15 protein-coding genes and 1 pseudogene are annotated in these 17173 nt (G+C 61.0%); all 16 read left to right on the forward strand.

All coding sequences use genetic code 11. The annotated features are described in order from the left end of the window. The first annotated feature begins 43 nt into the window (after positions 1 to 43). Positions 44 to 358 carry a TrbC/VirB2 family protein gene (locus tag G3O06_RS23740; RefSeq protein WP_205817694.1) on the forward strand — a complete coding sequence of 105 codons (315 nt, stop codon included), beginning with the start codon at positions 44 to 46 and terminating at the stop codon, positions 356 to 358. Between the two features lie 11 nt (positions 359 to 369). Then, positions 370 to 690, forward strand: a complete 321-nt coding sequence (locus G3O06_RS23745; protein ID WP_205817695.1) for a VirB3 family type IV secretion system protein — start codon at positions 370 to 372, stop codon at positions 688 to 690. Further along, positions 687 to 3185: a VirB4 family type IV secretion/conjugal transfer ATPase gene (locus G3O06_RS23750; protein WP_205817696.1), complete on the forward strand. Its 2499-nt coding sequence runs from the start codon at positions 687 to 689 to the stop codon at positions 3183 to 3185. Before G3O06_RS23745 ends, G3O06_RS23750 begins: the two co-directional genes overlap by 4 nt. Positions 3186 to 3217: 32 nt before the next feature. Continuing rightward, positions 3218 to 3571 (forward strand): hypothetical protein, encoded by a 354-nt coding sequence (locus G3O06_RS23755; RefSeq protein ID WP_205817697.1) that lies wholly within the window; start codon positions 3218 to 3220, stop codon positions 3569 to 3571. Next, positions 3568 to 4602, forward strand: a complete 1035-nt coding sequence (locus G3O06_RS23760; protein ID WP_205817698.1) for a type IV secretion system protein — start codon at positions 3568 to 3570, stop codon at positions 4600 to 4602. Before G3O06_RS23755 ends, G3O06_RS23760 begins: the two co-directional genes overlap by 4 nt. 11 nt (positions 4603 to 4613) lie before the next feature. After that, positions 4614 to 5336, forward strand: coding sequence for a P-type DNA transfer protein VirB5 (gene virB5, locus G3O06_RS23765; protein ID WP_205817699.1), 723 nt, complete (start codon positions 4614 to 4616; stop codon positions 5334 to 5336). A gap of 101 nt (positions 5337 to 5437) precedes the next feature. Further along, entirely contained in the window at positions 5438 to 6337 is a 900-nt protein-coding gene (locus G3O06_RS23770) for a type IV secretion system protein (protein WP_205817700.1), read from the forward strand. Positions 6338 to 6347: 10 nt separating this feature from the next. Continuing rightward, the gene (locus tag G3O06_RS23775; protein ID WP_205817701.1) at positions 6348 to 7265 is read left to right on the forward strand and encodes a TrbG/VirB9 family P-type conjugative transfer protein; all 918 of its coding nucleotides are present in this window, start codon (positions 6348 to 6350) and stop codon (positions 7263 to 7265) included. 22 nt (positions 7266 to 7287) lie between these two features. Next, positions 7288 to 8511: a TrbI/VirB10 family protein gene (locus tag G3O06_RS23780; RefSeq protein WP_205817702.1), complete on the forward strand. Its 1224-nt coding sequence runs from the start codon at positions 7288 to 7290 to the stop codon at positions 8509 to 8511. A gap of 2 nt (positions 8512 to 8513) precedes the next feature. Then, positions 8514 to 9617: a P-type DNA transfer ATPase VirB11 gene (virB11, locus tag G3O06_RS23785; protein WP_205817703.1), complete on the forward strand. Its 1104-nt coding sequence runs from the start codon at positions 8514 to 8516 to the stop codon at positions 9615 to 9617. 3 nt (positions 9618 to 9620) lie between these two features. Next, a complete protein-coding gene (locus tag G3O06_RS23790; protein ID WP_205817704.1) occupies positions 9621 to 9959 on the forward strand; it encodes a hypothetical protein in 339 nt (112 codons plus the stop codon). A 14-nt stretch (positions 9960 to 9973) separates the two neighbouring features. Further along, a complete protein-coding gene (locus tag G3O06_RS23795; protein WP_205817705.1) occupies positions 9974 to 12022 on the forward strand; it encodes a type IV secretory system conjugative DNA transfer family protein in 2049 nt (682 codons plus the stop codon). Positions 12023 to 12046: 24 nt separating this feature from the next. Continuing rightward, on the forward strand, positions 12047 to 13051 hold the full coding sequence (locus G3O06_RS23800; RefSeq protein WP_205817706.1) for an LPD7 domain-containing protein: 1005 nt from the start codon (positions 12047 to 12049) through the stop codon (positions 13049 to 13051). 25 nt (positions 13052 to 13076) lie between these two features. After that, entirely contained in the window at positions 13077 to 13706 is a 630-nt protein-coding gene (locus G3O06_RS49205) for a hypothetical protein (protein WP_241020215.1), read from the forward strand. Between the two features lie 33 nt (positions 13707 to 13739). After that, positions 13740 to 14549 (forward strand): hypothetical protein, encoded by an 810-nt coding sequence (locus G3O06_RS23810; protein ID WP_205817707.1) that lies wholly within the window; start codon positions 13740 to 13742, stop codon positions 14547 to 14549. 449 nt (positions 14550 to 14998) lie between these two features. Then, a pseudogene (locus G3O06_RS23815) lies at positions 14999 to 17173 on the forward strand (hypothetical protein); the annotation flags it as partial.

The raw sequence follows: 17173 nt of genomic DNA on the forward strand, positions 1-17173 counted from the left end.
ATCAATCGCGAAACAATCCACAGCTATTTTTCAGGAGTACGAAATGCAAGGCAACAATCTCCGCGAGCTGATCACGCGCATCAAGAGCGCTCGCATCAGCAAGGAGCTGACAACGGCAGCAGCCACGATGTTCATGCTGACCGGCCCGGCTCATGCGCAGTTTCAACAGGTGCAGACGACCGTCAACTGGGTGCAGGTCACGTTCACGGCCATCGCCGTTTCCGTGCTGACGATCGCATTCATGTGGGCCGGCTTCAAGGTCATGTTCAAGCATGAACGGTTCATGGACCAAATGCACATCCTCGGCGGCGCCATCCTGATCGGCGGTGCAGCTGCAGCTGCTGCTGCGCTGTCGTAACGGGAGCTGTCATGCAAAGGGCACCGATCTTCAAGGGGTGCACCAGACCGGCCATGCAGTTTGGGGTGCCACTGGTGCCTTTTATTCTCGTTTGGGGCGTGGCTTTCATCGGCGCGGTGTGGCTCGGGTTTCTGGTTTCGTGGATGTTGGCCATAGGCTTGATCATCGTCGCGATCGTTCTGACGGTCACGATGCGGGACATGACCAAAAAGGACGACCAGAAGCTCAAGCAAGTCCTCATGCGCATCGTGATTCGCATTGTCCAATCGAATCACTGGCGTTGGCGCGCAATTTCCTTTTCTCCGATTCGCTACAAGAGGCGCAAGTCATGAGCAAACCGTCGAATAACCGAATCGCGGCGGGCGAGGTCCCGCTCGCGAACTACGTCCCACACTCGTCGCTGGTAACGCCGTACATCGCCAAAACGAGGGCCGGCGAGTATCACACATCATTCCGTATCGGCGGTATCGCATTCGAAACGTCCGACGAGGCCGTCGTAGACATTAACGCCGATGGGCTGCACGGCTATTTGCGCTCCCTGAGCGGTGGCCGCGTCGGCCTGGTGCAGCACAAGATCCGTCGACGGATCTCCGATCGACTCGACGCGGAATTCGATAACGCGTTCTGCCAAGAGTTGAACGACACATATTTCGATTCGTTCACTGGCTATCGCATGATGTCGTCGGAACTGTACTTGACGATTGTGTACCGGCCAGAGGTGAGCAAAATTTCGGGGCTGTTTTCGAAGGCCCGAAAGCGCTCGCGCAAGGAAATTGAGCGTGCCGACGCAAAGGCGATTGAAGCCGTCGAAGAGTATGCGAAGGCAACCAATTCGATGCTCCGGAAGTTCGACGTTGAACGTCTCGGCACGTACACACGCGTTGTCAAAGGCGCTGACGACGAGCCCGAGCTGGACGACGAAGGTCAACCGCGCACGCAGCTGTTCTCCGAACAGCTCGAACTGTACAGCTACGTGCTTAACGGTTACTGGTCGCCGGTTCCGGTGCGCAATAGACGCATCGCCGAGTATCTGCCGCTCACGCGCCCGACGTTCTCGGACTTCAGCGAGTTCGGCGAATTGACCACGCCGACAGGTAAGAAATACGTTGCGATGGTTGACCTGCAGGACTACCCGGAATGGAGTGAACCGGGTCTGACGAACGCCGTGCTGTATGGCGGTTTCGAATATATCGAGACTCAATCTTTCCTGATGCTCGCGAAACGCGACGGCATGGACGTCCTGCGTCGCCAGAAGGGCTATCTGATTTCCGGCGAAGATGCCGCGAAGTCGCAGATCAAGGCGATGGATAAGGCGCTGGACGACCTTTCAAGCGGGCTGATTGAAGTGGGCGAGTATCACTACGGCCTCGCGGTATTCGGCGAGTCGTTGGAAGTCGCCAAGCTGAACAAGTCCAAAGCGATTGCCGATCTGACGGAAGGAGGTGGCTTTCGTGTCGTGCCCGTCGACTCGACACCGGAAAGCGCGTGGCTCGCGCAGCTGCCGGGCAATTGGCGTCATCGTCCGCGTGAAGCGTACGTGACGAGCCGCAATTTCGCCCACTTCTGCAGCCTGCATGGTTTCGCGTCCGGCAAACGGACGGGCAACCCGTGGGGCGAAGCGGTGACGATCTTCAAGACACCGAACGGCCAACCGTACTACTTCAACTTCCACGTGCAGCCCGACGATGAAGATTCGACGGACAAGAAGTATCCGGCGAACACGCTCATCCTCGGGCAGAGCGGTTCGGGCAAGACTGTAGTGGAATTGTTCCTCATCGCTCAAGCCTACAAATACAAGGACTTTACGGCGGTGATCTTTGACAAGGATCGTGGCACTGAGATCGCTGTTCGTGCGATGGGCGGCCGGTATTACGCGATCAAGATCGGCCAGCGCACGGGGTGGAATCCGTTCCAGATGGAGCCTACGCCGAAGAACGTCCAGTTCCTCATCGATCTGGTGAAGAAGCTGGTCGAGCACCAGAGCCTTCCGCTCACGCCGGCCGAGGACACGCAAATCACGAACGCGGTAAACGCTGTGATGCGCATGCCGCCGGCCTCGCGTCGGCTCGCAGCGGTTCGTCAGAACATGCAAAACGTCAGTGAGAACGGCGTTTCTGCACGTCTCGCGAAATGGTGCAACAGCGGTGCGAACGCGTGGATGTTCGACAACGCGGAAGACACGCTCGACTTCACGACCGGCAATCTGTTCGGCTTCGACTACACGGAATTCCTCGACAGCCCTGAGCTGCGTACGCCGGCCATGATGTACCTGCTGTATGTCAGCCAATCGCTGCTGGACGGTCGCCCGTTCGCATTCGTCATCGCTGAATTTTGGAAAGCTCTAGAGGACTCGTTTTTCGAAGACTTCTCGAAGAACAAACTGAAAACGATCCGAAAAGAGCGGGGCATGGGCGTATTCGACACGCAATCGCCGGCCGACTGCCTCGAAAGCAAGATCGGCCGCACGATCGTGGAGCAGTGCGTGACGAAACTGTTCCTGCCGAATCCCTCGGCTGATCACGGCGATTACGTCGACGGCTTCAAGGTGACGGAAGCCGAATTCGAAATTATCCGGAATCTCGGTGAAACGAGCCGCTGCATATTGGTCAAGCAGGGCCAACGCTCGGCGGTCGTGAAGCTCGACCTTGGCGGCCTGGACGACATCATCGACGTGCTGTCAGGTTCAACCGACAACGTTGAACTGCTCGACTCCATTCGTGCGGAGGTCGGAGACGATCCGGCCGCATGGCTTCCGGTGTTCCGTGAACGTCTCGCAGAGCGTCGTTCGATCGGTAGACCGAGCCCGCAGAAGCGTCGCGCGGCATGACATTTTCGCGGACGCGAAAAAGGAGGATTCACATGTTGTCCGAAATTTTCACTGGTTCGGCCGCGGCACTTCGATACAGCTCGTATGCGCTTGCATCATGCGCCGCGCTCGCGCTTGTCGCGTGCGCGCCAACTGACGGCAACGCACCACAGGGGCAGGCAAAGGGTGCATCGGCTGCGGTTGGTGTCGCGGCGGGCGCATCCGGAGCGAAGGCTACGGGCGCAACGCCCGGGTCGTCGCTCGCGGCTGCGCCGCTTGTGTCGGCCGGCAGCGCCAACGACCCAGCCCGATGCGGGCACGGCATGCGGCTCGCGAAATGTATTGGTGCGCCGCTGAAGCTGCAAATGGGCGATCCGTCTCTGCTGCAGAAGGAGGGCAAGCAATGAGCACCGGCATTTTCAACTTCATTGGCGGCACGCTCGAGAACGCGCTGGTTACGTTCGCGAATACGACGTCGGCCAACTTGGCCGGCGCGATCACGCCGTTGGTCGTTTCGTGCCTGACGATATGGGTGTACGTCTACGGGTGGGCGGTGCTGCGCGGGGAGGTGCACGAACCGGTCGGCCAGTTCGTGTGGAAGGCTGTAAAGATCGGGCTGATTCTTGGCTTCGCGCTCGGCGCTGGCACGTACCAGACGGCTGCGATTCAAGGTGCGAATTCGCTCGCCAATGGCCTCGCGCAAGTCTTCAACCCCGGCTCGTCGTCGGTATATGACGCACTCGATGCGCTGAACGATCAGGCCGGGCAAATCGTCATGACGCTGATGGATCGCGGCCAACAGTCGATGCCGTGGGGTGGTTACAGCGACGTTCTCGCGGCAATCATCATGCTCCTGGGCGGCATCGTCGTATTGCTGGTAGCCGGCGGGTTCGTGATGCTGGCGAAGGTCTTTCTGTACTTCGTCCTGTCGGTCGGGCCGATCTTCATCGCAACCCTCGCGTTCCCCCCGGTCGCCAAGTTCTTCGATGGCTGGCTGAGCAAGATCGTGAACTACGTGCTGCTGCTGGCCTTCGCGGCCGGCCTATGCGGCTTGTATCTGGTTCTCTGCAAGCACTTCTTCACGCTCATGGGTGATGAGAGCGGGTCGACCAACGCCCTCGCGGACGCCGGCGACTTCCTTCTGGCCGCGTGTCTGATGGCATTGCTTGCGCGCCAGCTCCCGGCGGTGACTGCTGGCCTCGCGGGCGGCTCTGCGATCGGTGGTGCGGGGTCGTTCATTGCGGGGATGCTCTTGGGGTCGCGCACGTCGTCCCCGCCGACGCCACCTGCGCCTGACGCACCTAGTGGCGGTGGCAGCGTCGACAACAACGGCGGCTCCAGTTCGCCGACGAATTCGCCGACGCCAAGCTCTTCGACGCCGGCGTATCGACGCTCCACGATGGAGCACCTTGCCAAGTCAACCTCTACCAACTCATGAGGAACAAAGCCATGAAAATGAAACTGAAGCGCATCGCGATCTGCGCGGCCCTGTGCATCGGCACAGCGGCTCCGATCGCCGCATCGGCGTCACCGGGTATCCCGACATACGATGTGACGGCTGTCTTGAATGCCGTGCAGCAGCTGCAACAACTCAAGCAACAGTACGACGTGCTGATGCAGGGGTTCCAGCAGGCGCAGCAGCAGTACAAGTCGCTCACGGGCATTCGGGGGTTCGGTGACTTCATGAACAACCCGCTCGTTCGCAGCTACCTGCCGAGCGATTGGCAGCAGGTCTATGACCAGCTGCGCAACACGGGATGGTCGAACCTCTCCGGCAGCGCGCAAGCGATCCGAAATGCGATGGCGATTTACAACTGTTCGGGTCAGACCGGTGCTGCTCTGAATGTATGTCAAGGGCTGGCGAATAAGCCGGCGCAAGACCAAGCGTTCACGCAGCAGGCGTACCAGTCTGCGATGAGCCGCGTCGACGGCATCCAGTCACTCATCAACCAGATCAGCTCCACTCAAGACCCGAAGGGAATTGCCGAGCTGCAGGCCCGCATCGCGGGTGAGCAGGTCGCAGTCGAGAACGAGCGCGTGAAGCTGGAGCTGTTCAACATCGCGGGAGCGCAGGGCGACAAGATGCTGCAACAGCAACAGCGCGAGCTGAGTTTGCAGCAGACCGCGAAGCGTGACCGGCTCGCGTCAAATCTGAGCGCGATTTCCTACTAACCAACCGTTGCCGGCATCCACGTGATGCCGGCTCTATCGAAGAGGCCAAAGATGATTCGAAAAATATCGATAGCAACGCTGTTAGCAGTCCTCATGTCTGCATGCAGCTCTGCACCCGTCGCGTTGGTGCCGGATGGCTCCAATCGCGTTCCGGTCAACAAAACCATGCCGCAGCCTCAGCTGCTGCTTTCGAAGTGAGGCCGGCCATGTCGGATATTTTGAAACGCGCGCTTCCGAAGTCGAAGCGGTCGACGGACACGGCCGACCTGATTGCGGAGGTCAATGACATTCACGCGCAGGCTCGCAGTTGGGAGGCCGATACCGAGGAAGCGCGGGACAAGTCGGAACACCGTGCCTGGACGATCGTGAAATGGGTCGTCGGTCTTCTTGTGCTGTCGTGGGCGGGGATGGTGATGATGCAGATTCGTCACTCGGCGCCAATCGCGCCCGCCGTGATGTTCTTCAATGACGCGACAGGCGATCTGGTAACGCTCGACGTGTTCAACACGAAGAAAGTCACGGTCGATGAAATGCGTGCCAAGGCATTCGCATGGAAGTACGTGCGCGCACGCGAAGAGTACCTGTGGCCGATGCTGCAATCCGACTATGACACCGTGAAAAACATGTCGGATCAGGCTGTCTTTGCGGCTTACGACAAGCAATGGCAGGGCGACGATTCCCTCGATAAGCGGTTCGGATCGAAGATGGAGCGCCGCATCGAGCGGCAGAGCATCCAGATTCCGCCGGATCAGAAGAACACGGTATTCGTGCACTACAAGCGCACGACCAAGCATCTCGACACCGGTTTGGAAGATCCGCCGGAGTATTTCGTCGCACGGCTGACGTACGGCCAACGGCCGATGAAGGGTGTCAAGGAAAGCACCGCGATCGACAGCCCAGACGGCACATATACCGCGTCGTACGTCTCGGATAACGAACTCGCACCGGCTCGGCCCATGACGCCTGCCGTAGCGCCCGCGCCCGCGCCGACCATTAACTGAGGGCCGAGTCATGAAATTTCGAAAACTTCGATTCATCGCAGCGAGTGTCCTCGCAGCACTGCCGCTTGTGTTCAGCGGCAACGCGTCGGCCGTCGTCGTCCCCACTGAGGGGAAGCTCGACCCGCGCATTCGTCACGTGACCTACGAGCGCGATCAGGTATTTCGCGTCCTGACAAATCGCGGCGTTGCAACGCTCATTCTGTTGGGCGACGACGAGAAGATCGAGCAGGCCGGCGGTGGTTTCGAGTCGTCGTGCAAGCCCGCGTCGACGGCATCCACTGCACCTGGCGCACCGGACGGTGGTGCCGTGACGGTCCCGCCGGCCGCGGAATGGTTGATCTGTGCTGCCAAGGACACGAATCGCATTTGGGTCAAACCGCTTGGCAATGCTCGTTTCAACAATCTGGAGCTGGTGACCAACAAGCGGGTCTATAGCTTCGAATTCGAAGCGCGGCGTGCCGTTCCGAAGCAGGCGTACGACTCCGATACCTACCGCGTCGTGTTCGACTACCCGAAGCCGATCCGGGCGAATGGCATGCCGGCGCCGGAAGACGTATTGGCATCGCGCATGCACGACACGCTCCCAGCCGTGAAGAACTGGAAGGACTACACGATGCAGGCGCTCGAAGGTGGCGAGGCGATCGCACCGACCCAGGCGTTTGACGACAACCGCCTGACGTACTTCCTGCTTCCCGGCAATCGCGATCTTCCGACGGTATGGGTCGTCGGGGCTGACGGATCGGAGCGACAGGTCGACAGCAACATCGATCCGAAGACGGGTTATCTCGTCGTCCACGAAACAGCACGACGGTTCCTGCTTCGCCTCGGCAAAGCCGTGGTCGGAATCTGGAACGACGGCGAAATGCCCGACCTTCCGGCAACGAACAGCGGCACGACCGTGCAGGGCGTTCAACGCCAATTCAAGTGATCCAGCGCTGACAGGAAAAACCATGAGCAACGATATCAATGTCAATGAGAACGGCGTCAGCAGCGAAGGCCTGCCGTCGGTCAACGATCGCGACGGCACGGGCGCGAGCAGCGTGCGCGGCAAAGTCATCGGCGCGGGGATTCTCGCGCTGTTGCTTGCAAGCGTCGTCGGCGGCGGTTATTACGCGGCCGTGAAGATGGGCGGAATCTTCCACAAGGGTGAGCCTAAGACCGATCAGGCTGGCGCACAGCCCACTGGCAAGCTGCGCAAGTTCGATCTGGATGCTGCGCCGCCGCTTCCCGCGTCGCTGGCGGCAGCGGCTGCGGCTGCATCGGCTCCTGCAGGTGCGTCGGCACCAACTGAAGTGAAGGCCGTCGACGTGAAGCCTGTCGGGACCGTGCAACCCGGCCAGCAGGGCCGCCCGATTCACTTCGCGAGCCGATATGACTCCGGCATCCTACTCGACGATAGCGCCGGTGGGGCTGGCATGCGGATTCAGCCCGTGTCGCTTGCGACCGGTGGTGATGCGTCGGGTTCGGCCGGCGTCGACGGAAGCGCCGGCGCACTCGGGGGCAGTCTCGGCGGCAATGGCCTCGGCGGTGGTGGTGGCGCTTTGAGCGGCCAGCTCACCGCTACCGCTACGCCCCTCGCATTGGCGTCGAAGATCGCGAATCTGTCGCTGACGCTGCCGAAAACGACACCGATCCCGTGCGGCCTGCGCAGTGCGATCGACAGCGGGAGGGCCGGTCAGACATCGTGCACGGTCGTACGCGACATGTTGAGCGCGGACTCGAAAGTCGTCCTGGTCGATCGTGGGTCGGTTGTCGATCTCGAGTACGGGCCGGTGACGAAGCAAGGCCAGCGTACCGTCGCGCTGCTTGGCACCCGTATTCGCACACCGGCCGGCGTCGTCGTCAATATCGATTCTCTGGCTGGTGACAGCCTCGGCCGCTCTGGTGCGCCGGGCTACGTCGACAATCATTGGGGCTCGCGCATCGGTGCGGCTGCACTGCTCGCAATCGTCCAAGACGGCGTTAGCTACGCGACCACACGCGCGCAAGGCAACGGGTCCGGCACGACGATCTATCAGAACAGCTCGCAAACGACGGATCAGATGGCGTCGAAGATTCTCGACAGCACCATCAATATTCCGCCGACGGTGCTCATCAATCAGGGCGATCAAATCTCGATCGAGCTGTCCCGCGATCTGGATTTCTCGCGCGTCTATACGCTGTCGCCGCAATGATCATGAGCCACTTTTCCGAGTTCGAATCCGTGCTTTTCCACATGGCGCCGCTCGACCAGTTTCTGCAGCGGCCGGGCGTGACCGAGGTCGCCATGAACCGTCAGGGGTGGGTTCACTTCGAGGAGGAGGGAACGGGCTGGCATGAGGTTGAAGTTCCGGAAATGGACAAAGAGCGCTGCATGTTTTTCGCAGTGGCACTCGCATCGGTCACGAATCAGTCCATTTCCCCGACGAATCCACTCCTTGATGCTGATCTGCCTCTGCCTGATGGCAACAAGATGCGTATCAAGGTCGTCATTCCGCCGGCCGCGACGGAGATATTGATCACGATTCGCCGGCCGGGGCCGGACGATCGCGATCTGGATGATTACGAGCCGGAAGGTGCCTTCAAACGCGTTGTGTGGGCCGAATCCCCGCAGATTGACGTTCGCATGAACGACCTGCTTGCAGATGATCGAATCTTGATCAGTTTGCTGCGCGAGGGAAGGCATCTAGATTTCTTGAAAAAGTGCATCGAGTTCCAAAAAAACGTGGCCGTCGTGGGCGATACCGGTTCGGGGAAAACCACGCTGATGAAGGCGATGGCACGCCGGATCGACATGGCGGAACGCATTTTGACGATCGAAGACACGCGCGAATTGTTTCTGCCGCATCGGAATCAGGGCAACTTGATGTATTCGAGTGGTCACGGCCTTGCAGTAATCACGCCGGCCGACTTGATCCGCACAACGTTGCGCATGAAACCCGATCGCGTGTTGCTCGCAGAGACGCGCGGCGCAGAGGCTTACGACCTGCTCAAGCTCTTGATGACCGGCCACAAGGGCTCGATGGTCAGTTTTCACGCAGAGTCATGCGCGATCGCACCGGAGCGCTTCTGCCTGATGGCTCGCGAGCACCCTCAAGCGCAAGCCTATTCCGACCAAGCCCTCAAAAGGCTGGTGTTCTTGACGCTGGACGTAATCATCCATGTCACTGCACGTCCGATATTCAACGACGAAGGTAAGCGCATCGGCAAGGATCGATATATGACCGAGATCTATTTCGATCCGGCGCACAAACTCGATCTCGCCTACGGCGACGCGCGCCTTCATATCGCGGGGAAATGACCCATGAGCGTAAAACTGAAGTGGTTAATCGCGGTCGCTGTCGTCGTCGTCATCTGCTTGTGCCTGGTCGCGGCGAACTACATCGCCGGCTTCCTGTTTCTGGCGTTCGCGAAGATGAATCCGCTGCACGTAACAGCAGGAACGTGGCTCAAATATTGGACGTGGTATCACGACGTCCCGCCCATCAGAAAGCGCCTCATTCTGACGATGATTTTCAGCGTCGGATTCTCGCTATTCGTCCCGACAGTCATCTACGCGAAGCTGTCCGAAGTAAAGAAGAGTCTTTACGGCGAAGCTCGCTTTGCCACTGATGCCGAAATTCGGAAAGCGGAGTTAATGTGAGCCGATACAACGTAATGTCACCGATGGCCGCTGCGATGAGTTCGGCGGCCGGTTCAGCTCCGACTGCGATCGATCACGGGACAAGTCGCGCTCGCGACAGCCATCGTGACTACAAGCAACGCACGCGCCAGTTCGCGCGCCCGACACGCCAAGCGAAGCGTGTGCCGGAAGTCATCATTGGCAAACATCGTACCGGTCGATACCTGTTGTTCAAGGGGCAGGAGTTCGTCATCTTGGCGGCGCCGACGCGCGGCGGCAAGGGTATCGGGATGGTCGTTCCGAACTGCGTGAACTACTCCGATTCGCTCGTCGTGCTCGACGTCAAGAAAGAAAATTTCATGATGACGGCCGGCTATCGGGCGCGGCACGGGCAGGAGGTGTTCCTGTTTGCGCCGTTCGCGAAGAACGGGCAGACGCATCGATACAACCCGCTCACGTATCTCAGTCGAGACGTAATCCACCGTGTCGGCGATGTAACCGATCTGGGCTACATCCTGTATCCCGTGCCGACGAAAGCCGACCCGTTCTGGAACGCGAACGCTCGGATGCTGTTCATCGGCCTGGTGCTCATGCTGATGGAAACGCCATCGCTTCCGTGCACTCTCGGCGAAGTGTTCCGGCAGGGGCGTGCGAACGGAACAGGGAAGCATATCCGTGACTACCTGCAGGAAATCATCAACGCTCGAAACGAAGCCGGTGACCCGTTGAGTGTCGATTGCGTGAACGCGCTGAACGACTTCATGGCGAACTCCGAAAACACGCTGTCGGGCATTCTCGCGTCGTTCAAGACGCCGCTTGAAAGCTGGGCTAACCCGCTGGTCGACCTCGCTACGTCGAAAGACGATTTCCGTCTGGACGAAGTGCGCAAGAAGCGCATGACCATCTACATCGGCGTCACGCCGAAACAGCTGTCATCGGCGGCGCTACTGATCAATGTGATGTTCTCGCAGCTGGTGAGCCTGAACACGGAAGAGCTGCCCGAACAAAATCCGGATCTCAAGTACCAGTGTCTGTTGCTGATGGATGAATTCACGTCTATCGGTCGCGTCGACATTATCGCGAAGGCCGTCAGCTACATGGCCGGATACAACATGCGATTGCTGACGATTATCCAGTCGATCAGTCAGCTTGAATCCGTGTACGGCAAAGACGATGCGCGCACGTTTATGACGAACCACGCCGTTCAAGTTGTGTTCCCTCCGAGGGAACAGAAGGACGCGAACGAGTACAGCGAAATGCTCGGCCATTTCGGCATGTGGCAGAAGTCCGAGAGCAGAAGCAAGCCGATGGGATCGGGCACGGCAACCCAAGGGGAAAGTACGAGCGAACAGAAGCGCGCGCTGGTTTGGCCACATGAAATGAAGCTCATGGGTCTGCAAGACCCGCCGGTGCAAATCATTTTCTACGAGAAGTGCCGGCCGATTCTCTGCAATCGTGCCATCTGGTTCAAGGACGACAAGCTCAAGAAGCGCGTCTACGACCCGGTCAGGAATCCGGGCGGTGGCTACCCACCGCCCCCTGTGCATGTGATTGATCTGGACAGCTTGCGCGCCAAGCTGGAGGGGAGGCTTTCCGAACTTTCGGCTAACGACTTCACGCCGAGCGGCGCACTTGCTTTGTCGCTGTCGGCGCTCGATATCGATGTGGACGACCTTCCGGAAGCGCCCCAGTCGGAAAGCGAAGCTGACACGGTTGCTTCCGCAACGGCCTTCGTGGACAGCTTCTTTACCAATTTCGTGCTTGTCGAGCATTCGGCTCCGCCCGCAGCTGCGCAGACTCAACCGCAGGCCGCGTCAGCGCCTGCAGCTGCTGCCGCAGTCGAGACGGTTGCGCCGGCAGCTGCGCAGCCCGAATCACAGGCTGCGTCAGCAGCTGCCGAACCTGCCGCGGTTGCAGCGGTCGCGGCAGTCGCGACGACAGTCGCAGCAGCGTCGACGGCGCCGGCAGAAGAATCAGCCGACGACCCGGCGGAACTGTCCGGTGTTGTCGATCCGGACGACCTGCCGGCCAGTGTCGAAGCGATCGATCCGGCTGAATCGATCGACTACGACGAATACATGTAAGCGTGACTTTTGAGGGATATGGACATGGAAAACACGGACGCAACCAAGGTCGAAGCCAAGGTCGAGGTGGTAGGGCAAGGTGCGGCGCCAGCCGCGAACGATATCGATCCGCGTGCGCGTAACGACGCGAAAGGGCCGCAAGTCGACGAACTCGACCAGGCGGCGCTGGATCGGGTTGCCGCTGCGCGTGCTGCCGATCGGCGACGCTATGTCGAAGAGAAGGGCGAGAGCGTCATCGAAAACGTCATCGAAGCGGTGAAGGTGAAGGAACTGGTTGGCGAGCAAGCCGACCGCGCCGATGACGGTAAGCGCGCCGATCGCACCTCGTCACCAGATGCAGCCGACGACGGTAAGGACTTCTCCACGTCGCGGCGCGAACGTGAGCGGCCGGCCATGATCGACAAGATGTTCATCGTCGCCGACAACAAGTTCTATTTTCGCGGACGCGAAAACGAGCTGGCATTCGAGGACAAGGGCCGCTCGATGTCGACCAAGCACGATAACCCGGACGTGTCGCGCGCGCTGGCCGAGATGGTGGAAGCGAAAGGGTGGACGAGCGCGCATATCTCGGGCAGCGACAAGTTCAAGCCGGATATGTGGCTGCAACTGTCCCTGAGAGGTATCGAGGTCACGGGCTATAACCCGAAGGACGTCGATATCGCAAAGCTGGCTGAGTTGCGAGCAGAGCACAAGATCGATAACCGCGTTTCGGAGGGCCGAAGCAAGACGCAAGAACGCGAGCAAGGCAATGGTGCTGCATCGAGCGCCGATGCGAAGCAAAGCGACAGCCGCACGCTGTCGAAAGCCGAGCAGATTGCGGAAGTCGCGCGCAAAGCTGCAGCTGCAAAGGGGTTCGGCCCGTCGGCTCAGTCGGCGGTCGAGAAGATGACGCGCGCACGCGTCGAAGGCATCGAGCGGTCAGGCGGCAAGGCGACGATGACGAAGCTCGATAAGAACGCCGAGCGTGTACGTACACCGACGGCAGCTGTTCCGGCTGGCGATCGCGGCGAACGCACTCGCAATCGCTAATCCGTATTCGTATCTGGAGAAAAAGATGAAAAAACATGCGAAGTGTTTCCGCATGACGCTGCGGGTAGCGGTTACCGCTGTCGGCCTTCTTGCTGGTGCGGGGCATGCCAGCGCCAGCGACTTCGGTTGCACGGTGTTGCTCTGCCTCGCGAACCCGGCGTCAAACGGTGGCCCGAAGGGCGTCGCCGAGTGCGTCGCACCGATCACGAAGCTGTTCGATGACCTGGCGCACTTCCGTCCGTTTCCGACGTGCGATATGGCAGACGGCAACGATGGTTCGAGCTACGCGAAGCAAGTGACTGCGCCCTACGATCCGTGCCCGTCGCCGTTGACGCCGGCACCGGCCGGGACATGGGTAATCCAGGGGCAAAAGTCCAGCTCGCAACCGACGTGGTTCGTGCCGACGGCAAGCAATTACACACTCGTGGGTTCGCCGCAGATAACGGAGCAGCAATCCCTTCAGGGGATGGGCTTCTCCACGGGGCCGCAAGCGTGCGTTGGCAGGACGGTCGGCTACTTCATCGCGGGCAGTCAGACCAACGGCGACGAGCACAGCGTGAACGTGTACGACAAGGTGATCTGGCAGCAGTACCAAAGCCCGCGCGCGATCGATATTTACATCGATAATCAGCTGTATCAGCGCGTGCACTGGTAAGCCAAGCTGACTGACCAACCTACGAGGATATCAATGAGCCATCACGTTACCGGCGCGTTCAGTGCCAATGAAATGGAGCAAATGCTGGAGTACAGAACGTCTGACGCCGCAGAGATGCGTCGCTTCGTTCTGACGCGCCGCTTGATGCACGTTACCGGCGGCATGATCCAGCACGGGCCGTTGGCCGGATTCAATCTCGGCGGCTTGGCAACGTGGCGCGAGTCGGACAACGGCCCGAAATTGCTCGGCTTCTACGAACAAGAAGTTTGCGACGTGCTTGCACGGGTCGCGTCTACGCGTGATGTGTTCATTGACCTCGGTGGGGCTGACGGCTACTACGCCGTCGGCCTCGTCGCAAAGAACTTCTATCGCGAGTCGCATTGCTTCGAGCTGGAGGAAAGCAGCAGGGCGAACATCGCGCACAACGCAGCGAACAACGGCGTCGCTGAACGCGTGCATGTTTACGGCGCGGCAACGCCTTCGTTCGCACTGGATCTCAGTGCACTCGGTGTCGACTTCGCACGCGCTGCTGTACTGGTCGACATTGAAGGCGCGGAGTTCGATGTATTGACGAACGAATGCCTGCAGCAGCTGCAGCGCGCACACATCGTTGTGGAGCTGCATGAATTTCTGCGGCCGGATGGGAAGGAGCGGCTGCAGGAGCTGCTGGATCGCGCCGGGAATCTGTTCAACGTGCATACGTTGACGACCGGCGCACGCGATCCGTCGCAAATTCCGGCCTTGGCGTCAGGCTGGAACGATACCGACCGTTGGCTGCTTTGCTCGGAGAGTCGAGCAACGTTGATGACCTGGCTGTATCTGGAACCGAAGGAGGCCGACTGACATTGATTGACCCACACGCGGCACAAAAAGAAGCGCCGCAATCCGATGACCTTGGCGGGGAGACGGATTGCGGCCGGAATTCACAAACGGGTGTTGTTATTCTGAGGTAATTGTAAATGAATCGTCTTGCATCTCTTGAGACGGGCGGCCAGCTGCGCCCTCGTCGGACGTTGATCGCCGCTACGGTGGCATCTGCGGTTCTCGCATTTTCAGCTCATGCGTCGGCGCAGTACGTCGCCGTCAACTCCACCGGTAGCGCTGCGCAAGCAACTGGCACCGACAGCGTAGCGGTCGGCTCGGCCGCAACGGCTGCAGGAAGCGACAGCACTGCGATCGGCACGAATGCGCGCGTCGTTCCGGCGAGCGATACCGGATCGATGGCCCTCGGATACGGGGCAACGATCGGACCGAATGGTTCGAGCACGTCATCTGGCAACCTCGCGATCGGCATGAACGCCGCTGTCGGCGGGAGTGTCACGGGCGATGTGTCGAACGCAATTGCTATCGGGACAGGCGCACTGTCCGAGCGATCGGGCGGCATCTCGATCGGTGCGTCGAGTCACAATGCCGGCGCGGCGATCGCGATCGGCAACAACGCAACGACGGGCATCGACGGTCAGATTGCGATCGGCACGAATGCGCTGGCCGATCCGTCGTCATACGGAACGAACGGGGGCGTCGCGATCGGGCAGGACTCTTATACGAGTGGCGTCGGTGCGGCGTTAGGCGTCGGCGCGCACGCCTCTGGTAACTCGGTGGCCGCTGGCGCCAACTCGTTTGCGGGATGGCGTGCGACCGTCATCGGCGTGCAGGCAACCGCCACGGGTAACGAGTCGGTTGCGATCGGCTATCAAAGCAGCGACGGCGGGCGCGATCAGGTGGTGAGCGTTGGCGCTAGCGGCAATACGCGGGCTGTCACGAATGTGACTGCAGGGACGACGACGACCGACGCGGCGAACGTCGGGCAGCTGCCCGCTACGATCAGCGGCAACGTGGTGACGATGGGGAACACGTTAGCGCCTGGCGCCACCTCTGGCGCAGTGACGGTCACTAACGTAGCGGCCGGCGCGCTGACCGGATCGAGCGTGGACGCGGTAAATGGCTCTCAGCTCTACACAACCAATCTGGCCGTCACGGTCAACAAGCAGATTCTGGATAACCTGTCGGGCCGCGTTGTAAATGGAACGATTGGTCTTGTGCAACAGACCGGGGGCGCACCGGGCAGCGGCCCGATCACGGTCGGCGCGCAGACCGGTGGCACGTCCGTCGACTTCACCGGGACGGACGGCGCACGCTCGCTCTCAGGCGTCGCGGCCGGCACCGCGACGACGGATGCCGTCAACGTCGGCCAGCTGAACTCGGTGGCCGGCGTCGCGGCGAACTCGGTGCAGTACGACAACGCCAGCCATACGTCGGTCACGCTCGGCGGCAGCGCAGCTGCAGCGCCGGTCGCACTGACGAACGTGGCCGACGGCACGCTGTCGGCGTCCAGCTCGGATGCCGTCAACGGCTCGCAACTGTTCACGACGAATCAAGCTGTCTCGAGTACGGCCACGGCGTTGTCGACTCTGACGAACGGCATCAATGCTGGCACGGTCGGACTGGTACAGCAGACCGGGGGCGCACCGGGCAGCGGCCCGATCACGGTCGGCGCGCAGACCGGCGGTACGTCGGTCGACTTCACCGGGACGAGCGGCGCACGCACGCTCTCGGGCGTCGCCGCCGGCACCGCGACGACGGATGCCGTCAACGTCGGCCAGCTGAACACGGTGGCCGGCGTCGCGGCGAACGGTGTGCAGTACGACAACGCCGGCCACACGTCGGTCACACTCGGCGGTGCCGCAGCTGCAGCGCCGGTCGCACTGACGAACGTGGCCGCCGGCACGCTGTCGGCATCCAGCTCGGATGCCGTCAACGGTGGCCAGCTGTTCGCGACCAATCAGGCCGTCACGAACGCATCGACGTCGGTCACGAACCTGTCGAACAGCATCAACGCCGGCACGGTCGGCCTGGTGCAGCAGACCGGCGGCGCACCGGGCAGCGGGCCGATCACGGTCGGCGCACAGACCGGCGGTACGTCGGTCGACCTCACCGGCACGGCCGGCGCACGCACGCTCTCGGGCGTCGCCGCCGGCACGCTGTCGGCGTCTAGCTCGGATGCCGTGAACGGCGGCCAGCTGTTCGCGACCAATCAGGCCGTCACGAACGCGTCGACGGCGGTCACGAACCTGTCGAACGGCATCAACGCTGGCACGGTCGGACTGGTACAGCAGACCGGCGGGGCGCCCGGCAGCGGCCCGATCACGGTCGGCGCACAGACCGGCGGTACGTCGGTCGACTTCACCGGGACGAGCGGCGTACGCACGCTCTCAGGCGTCGCCGCCGGCACCGCGACGACGGATGCCGTCAACGTCGGCCAGCTGAACACGGTGGCTGGCGTCGCGGCGAATGGCGTGCAGTACGACAACGCCGGCCACACGTCGGTCACGCTCGGCGGTGCCGCAGCTGCAGCGCCGGTCGCACTGACGAACGTGGCCGCCGGCACGCTGTCGGCATCCAGCTCGGATGCCGTCAACGGTGGCCAGCTGTTCGCGACGAATCAGGCCGTCACGAGCGCGTCGACG

The sequence above is a fragment of the Burkholderia sp. Ac-20345 genome, assembly GCF_017104825.1.
Taxonomy (GTDB): Bacteria; Pseudomonadota; Gammaproteobacteria; order Burkholderiales; family Burkholderiaceae; genus Burkholderia; species Burkholderia lata_B.

Coding starts and splice junctions, on each gene's coding strand:
- G3O06_RS23745 (WP_205817695.1), top strand. CDS start 370: ATGCAAAGGGCACCGATCTTCAAGGGGTGCACCAGACCGGCCATGCAG.
- virB11 (WP_205817703.1), top strand. CDS start 8,514: ATGAGCCACTTTTCCGAGTTCGAATCCGTGCTTTTCCACATGGCGCCG.
- G3O06_RS23770 (WP_205817700.1), top strand. CDS start 5,438: ATGCAGCTCTGCACCCGTCGCGTTGGTGCCGGATGGCTCCAATCGCGT.
- G3O06_RS23795 (WP_205817705.1), top strand. CDS start 9,974: ATGTCACCGATGGCCGCTGCGATGAGTTCGGCGGCCGGTTCAGCTCCG.
- G3O06_RS23780 (WP_205817702.1), top strand. CDS start 7,288: ATGAGCAACGATATCAATGTCAATGAGAACGGCGTCAGCAGCGAAGGC.
- G3O06_RS23790 (WP_205817704.1), top strand. CDS start 9,621: ATGAGCGTAAAACTGAAGTGGTTAATCGCGGTCGCTGTCGTCGTCGTC.
- G3O06_RS23755 (WP_205817697.1), top strand. CDS start 3,218: ATGTTGTCCGAAATTTTCACTGGTTCGGCCGCGGCACTTCGATACAGC.
- G3O06_RS23750 (WP_205817696.1), top strand. CDS start 687: ATGAGCAAACCGTCGAATAACCGAATCGCGGCGGGCGAGGTCCCGCTC.
- G3O06_RS23810 (WP_205817707.1), top strand. CDS start 13,740: ATGAGCCATCACGTTACCGGCGCGTTCAGTGCCAATGAAATGGAGCAA.
- G3O06_RS23775 (WP_205817701.1), top strand. CDS start 6,348: ATGAAATTTCGAAAACTTCGATTCATCGCAGCGAGTGTCCTCGCAGCA.
- G3O06_RS23740 (WP_205817694.1), top strand. CDS start 44: ATGCAAGGCAACAATCTCCGCGAGCTGATCACGCGCATCAAGAGCGCT.
- virB5 (WP_205817699.1), top strand. CDS start 4,614: ATGAAAATGAAACTGAAGCGCATCGCGATCTGCGCGGCCCTGTGCATC.
- G3O06_RS23800 (WP_205817706.1), top strand. CDS start 12,047: ATGGAAAACACGGACGCAACCAAGGTCGAAGCCAAGGTCGAGGTGGTA.
- G3O06_RS23760 (WP_205817698.1), top strand. CDS start 3,568: ATGAGCACCGGCATTTTCAACTTCATTGGCGGCACGCTCGAGAACGCG.
- G3O06_RS49205 (WP_241020215.1), top strand. CDS start 13,077: ATGAAAAAACATGCGAAGTGTTTCCGCATGACGCTGCGGGTAGCGGTT.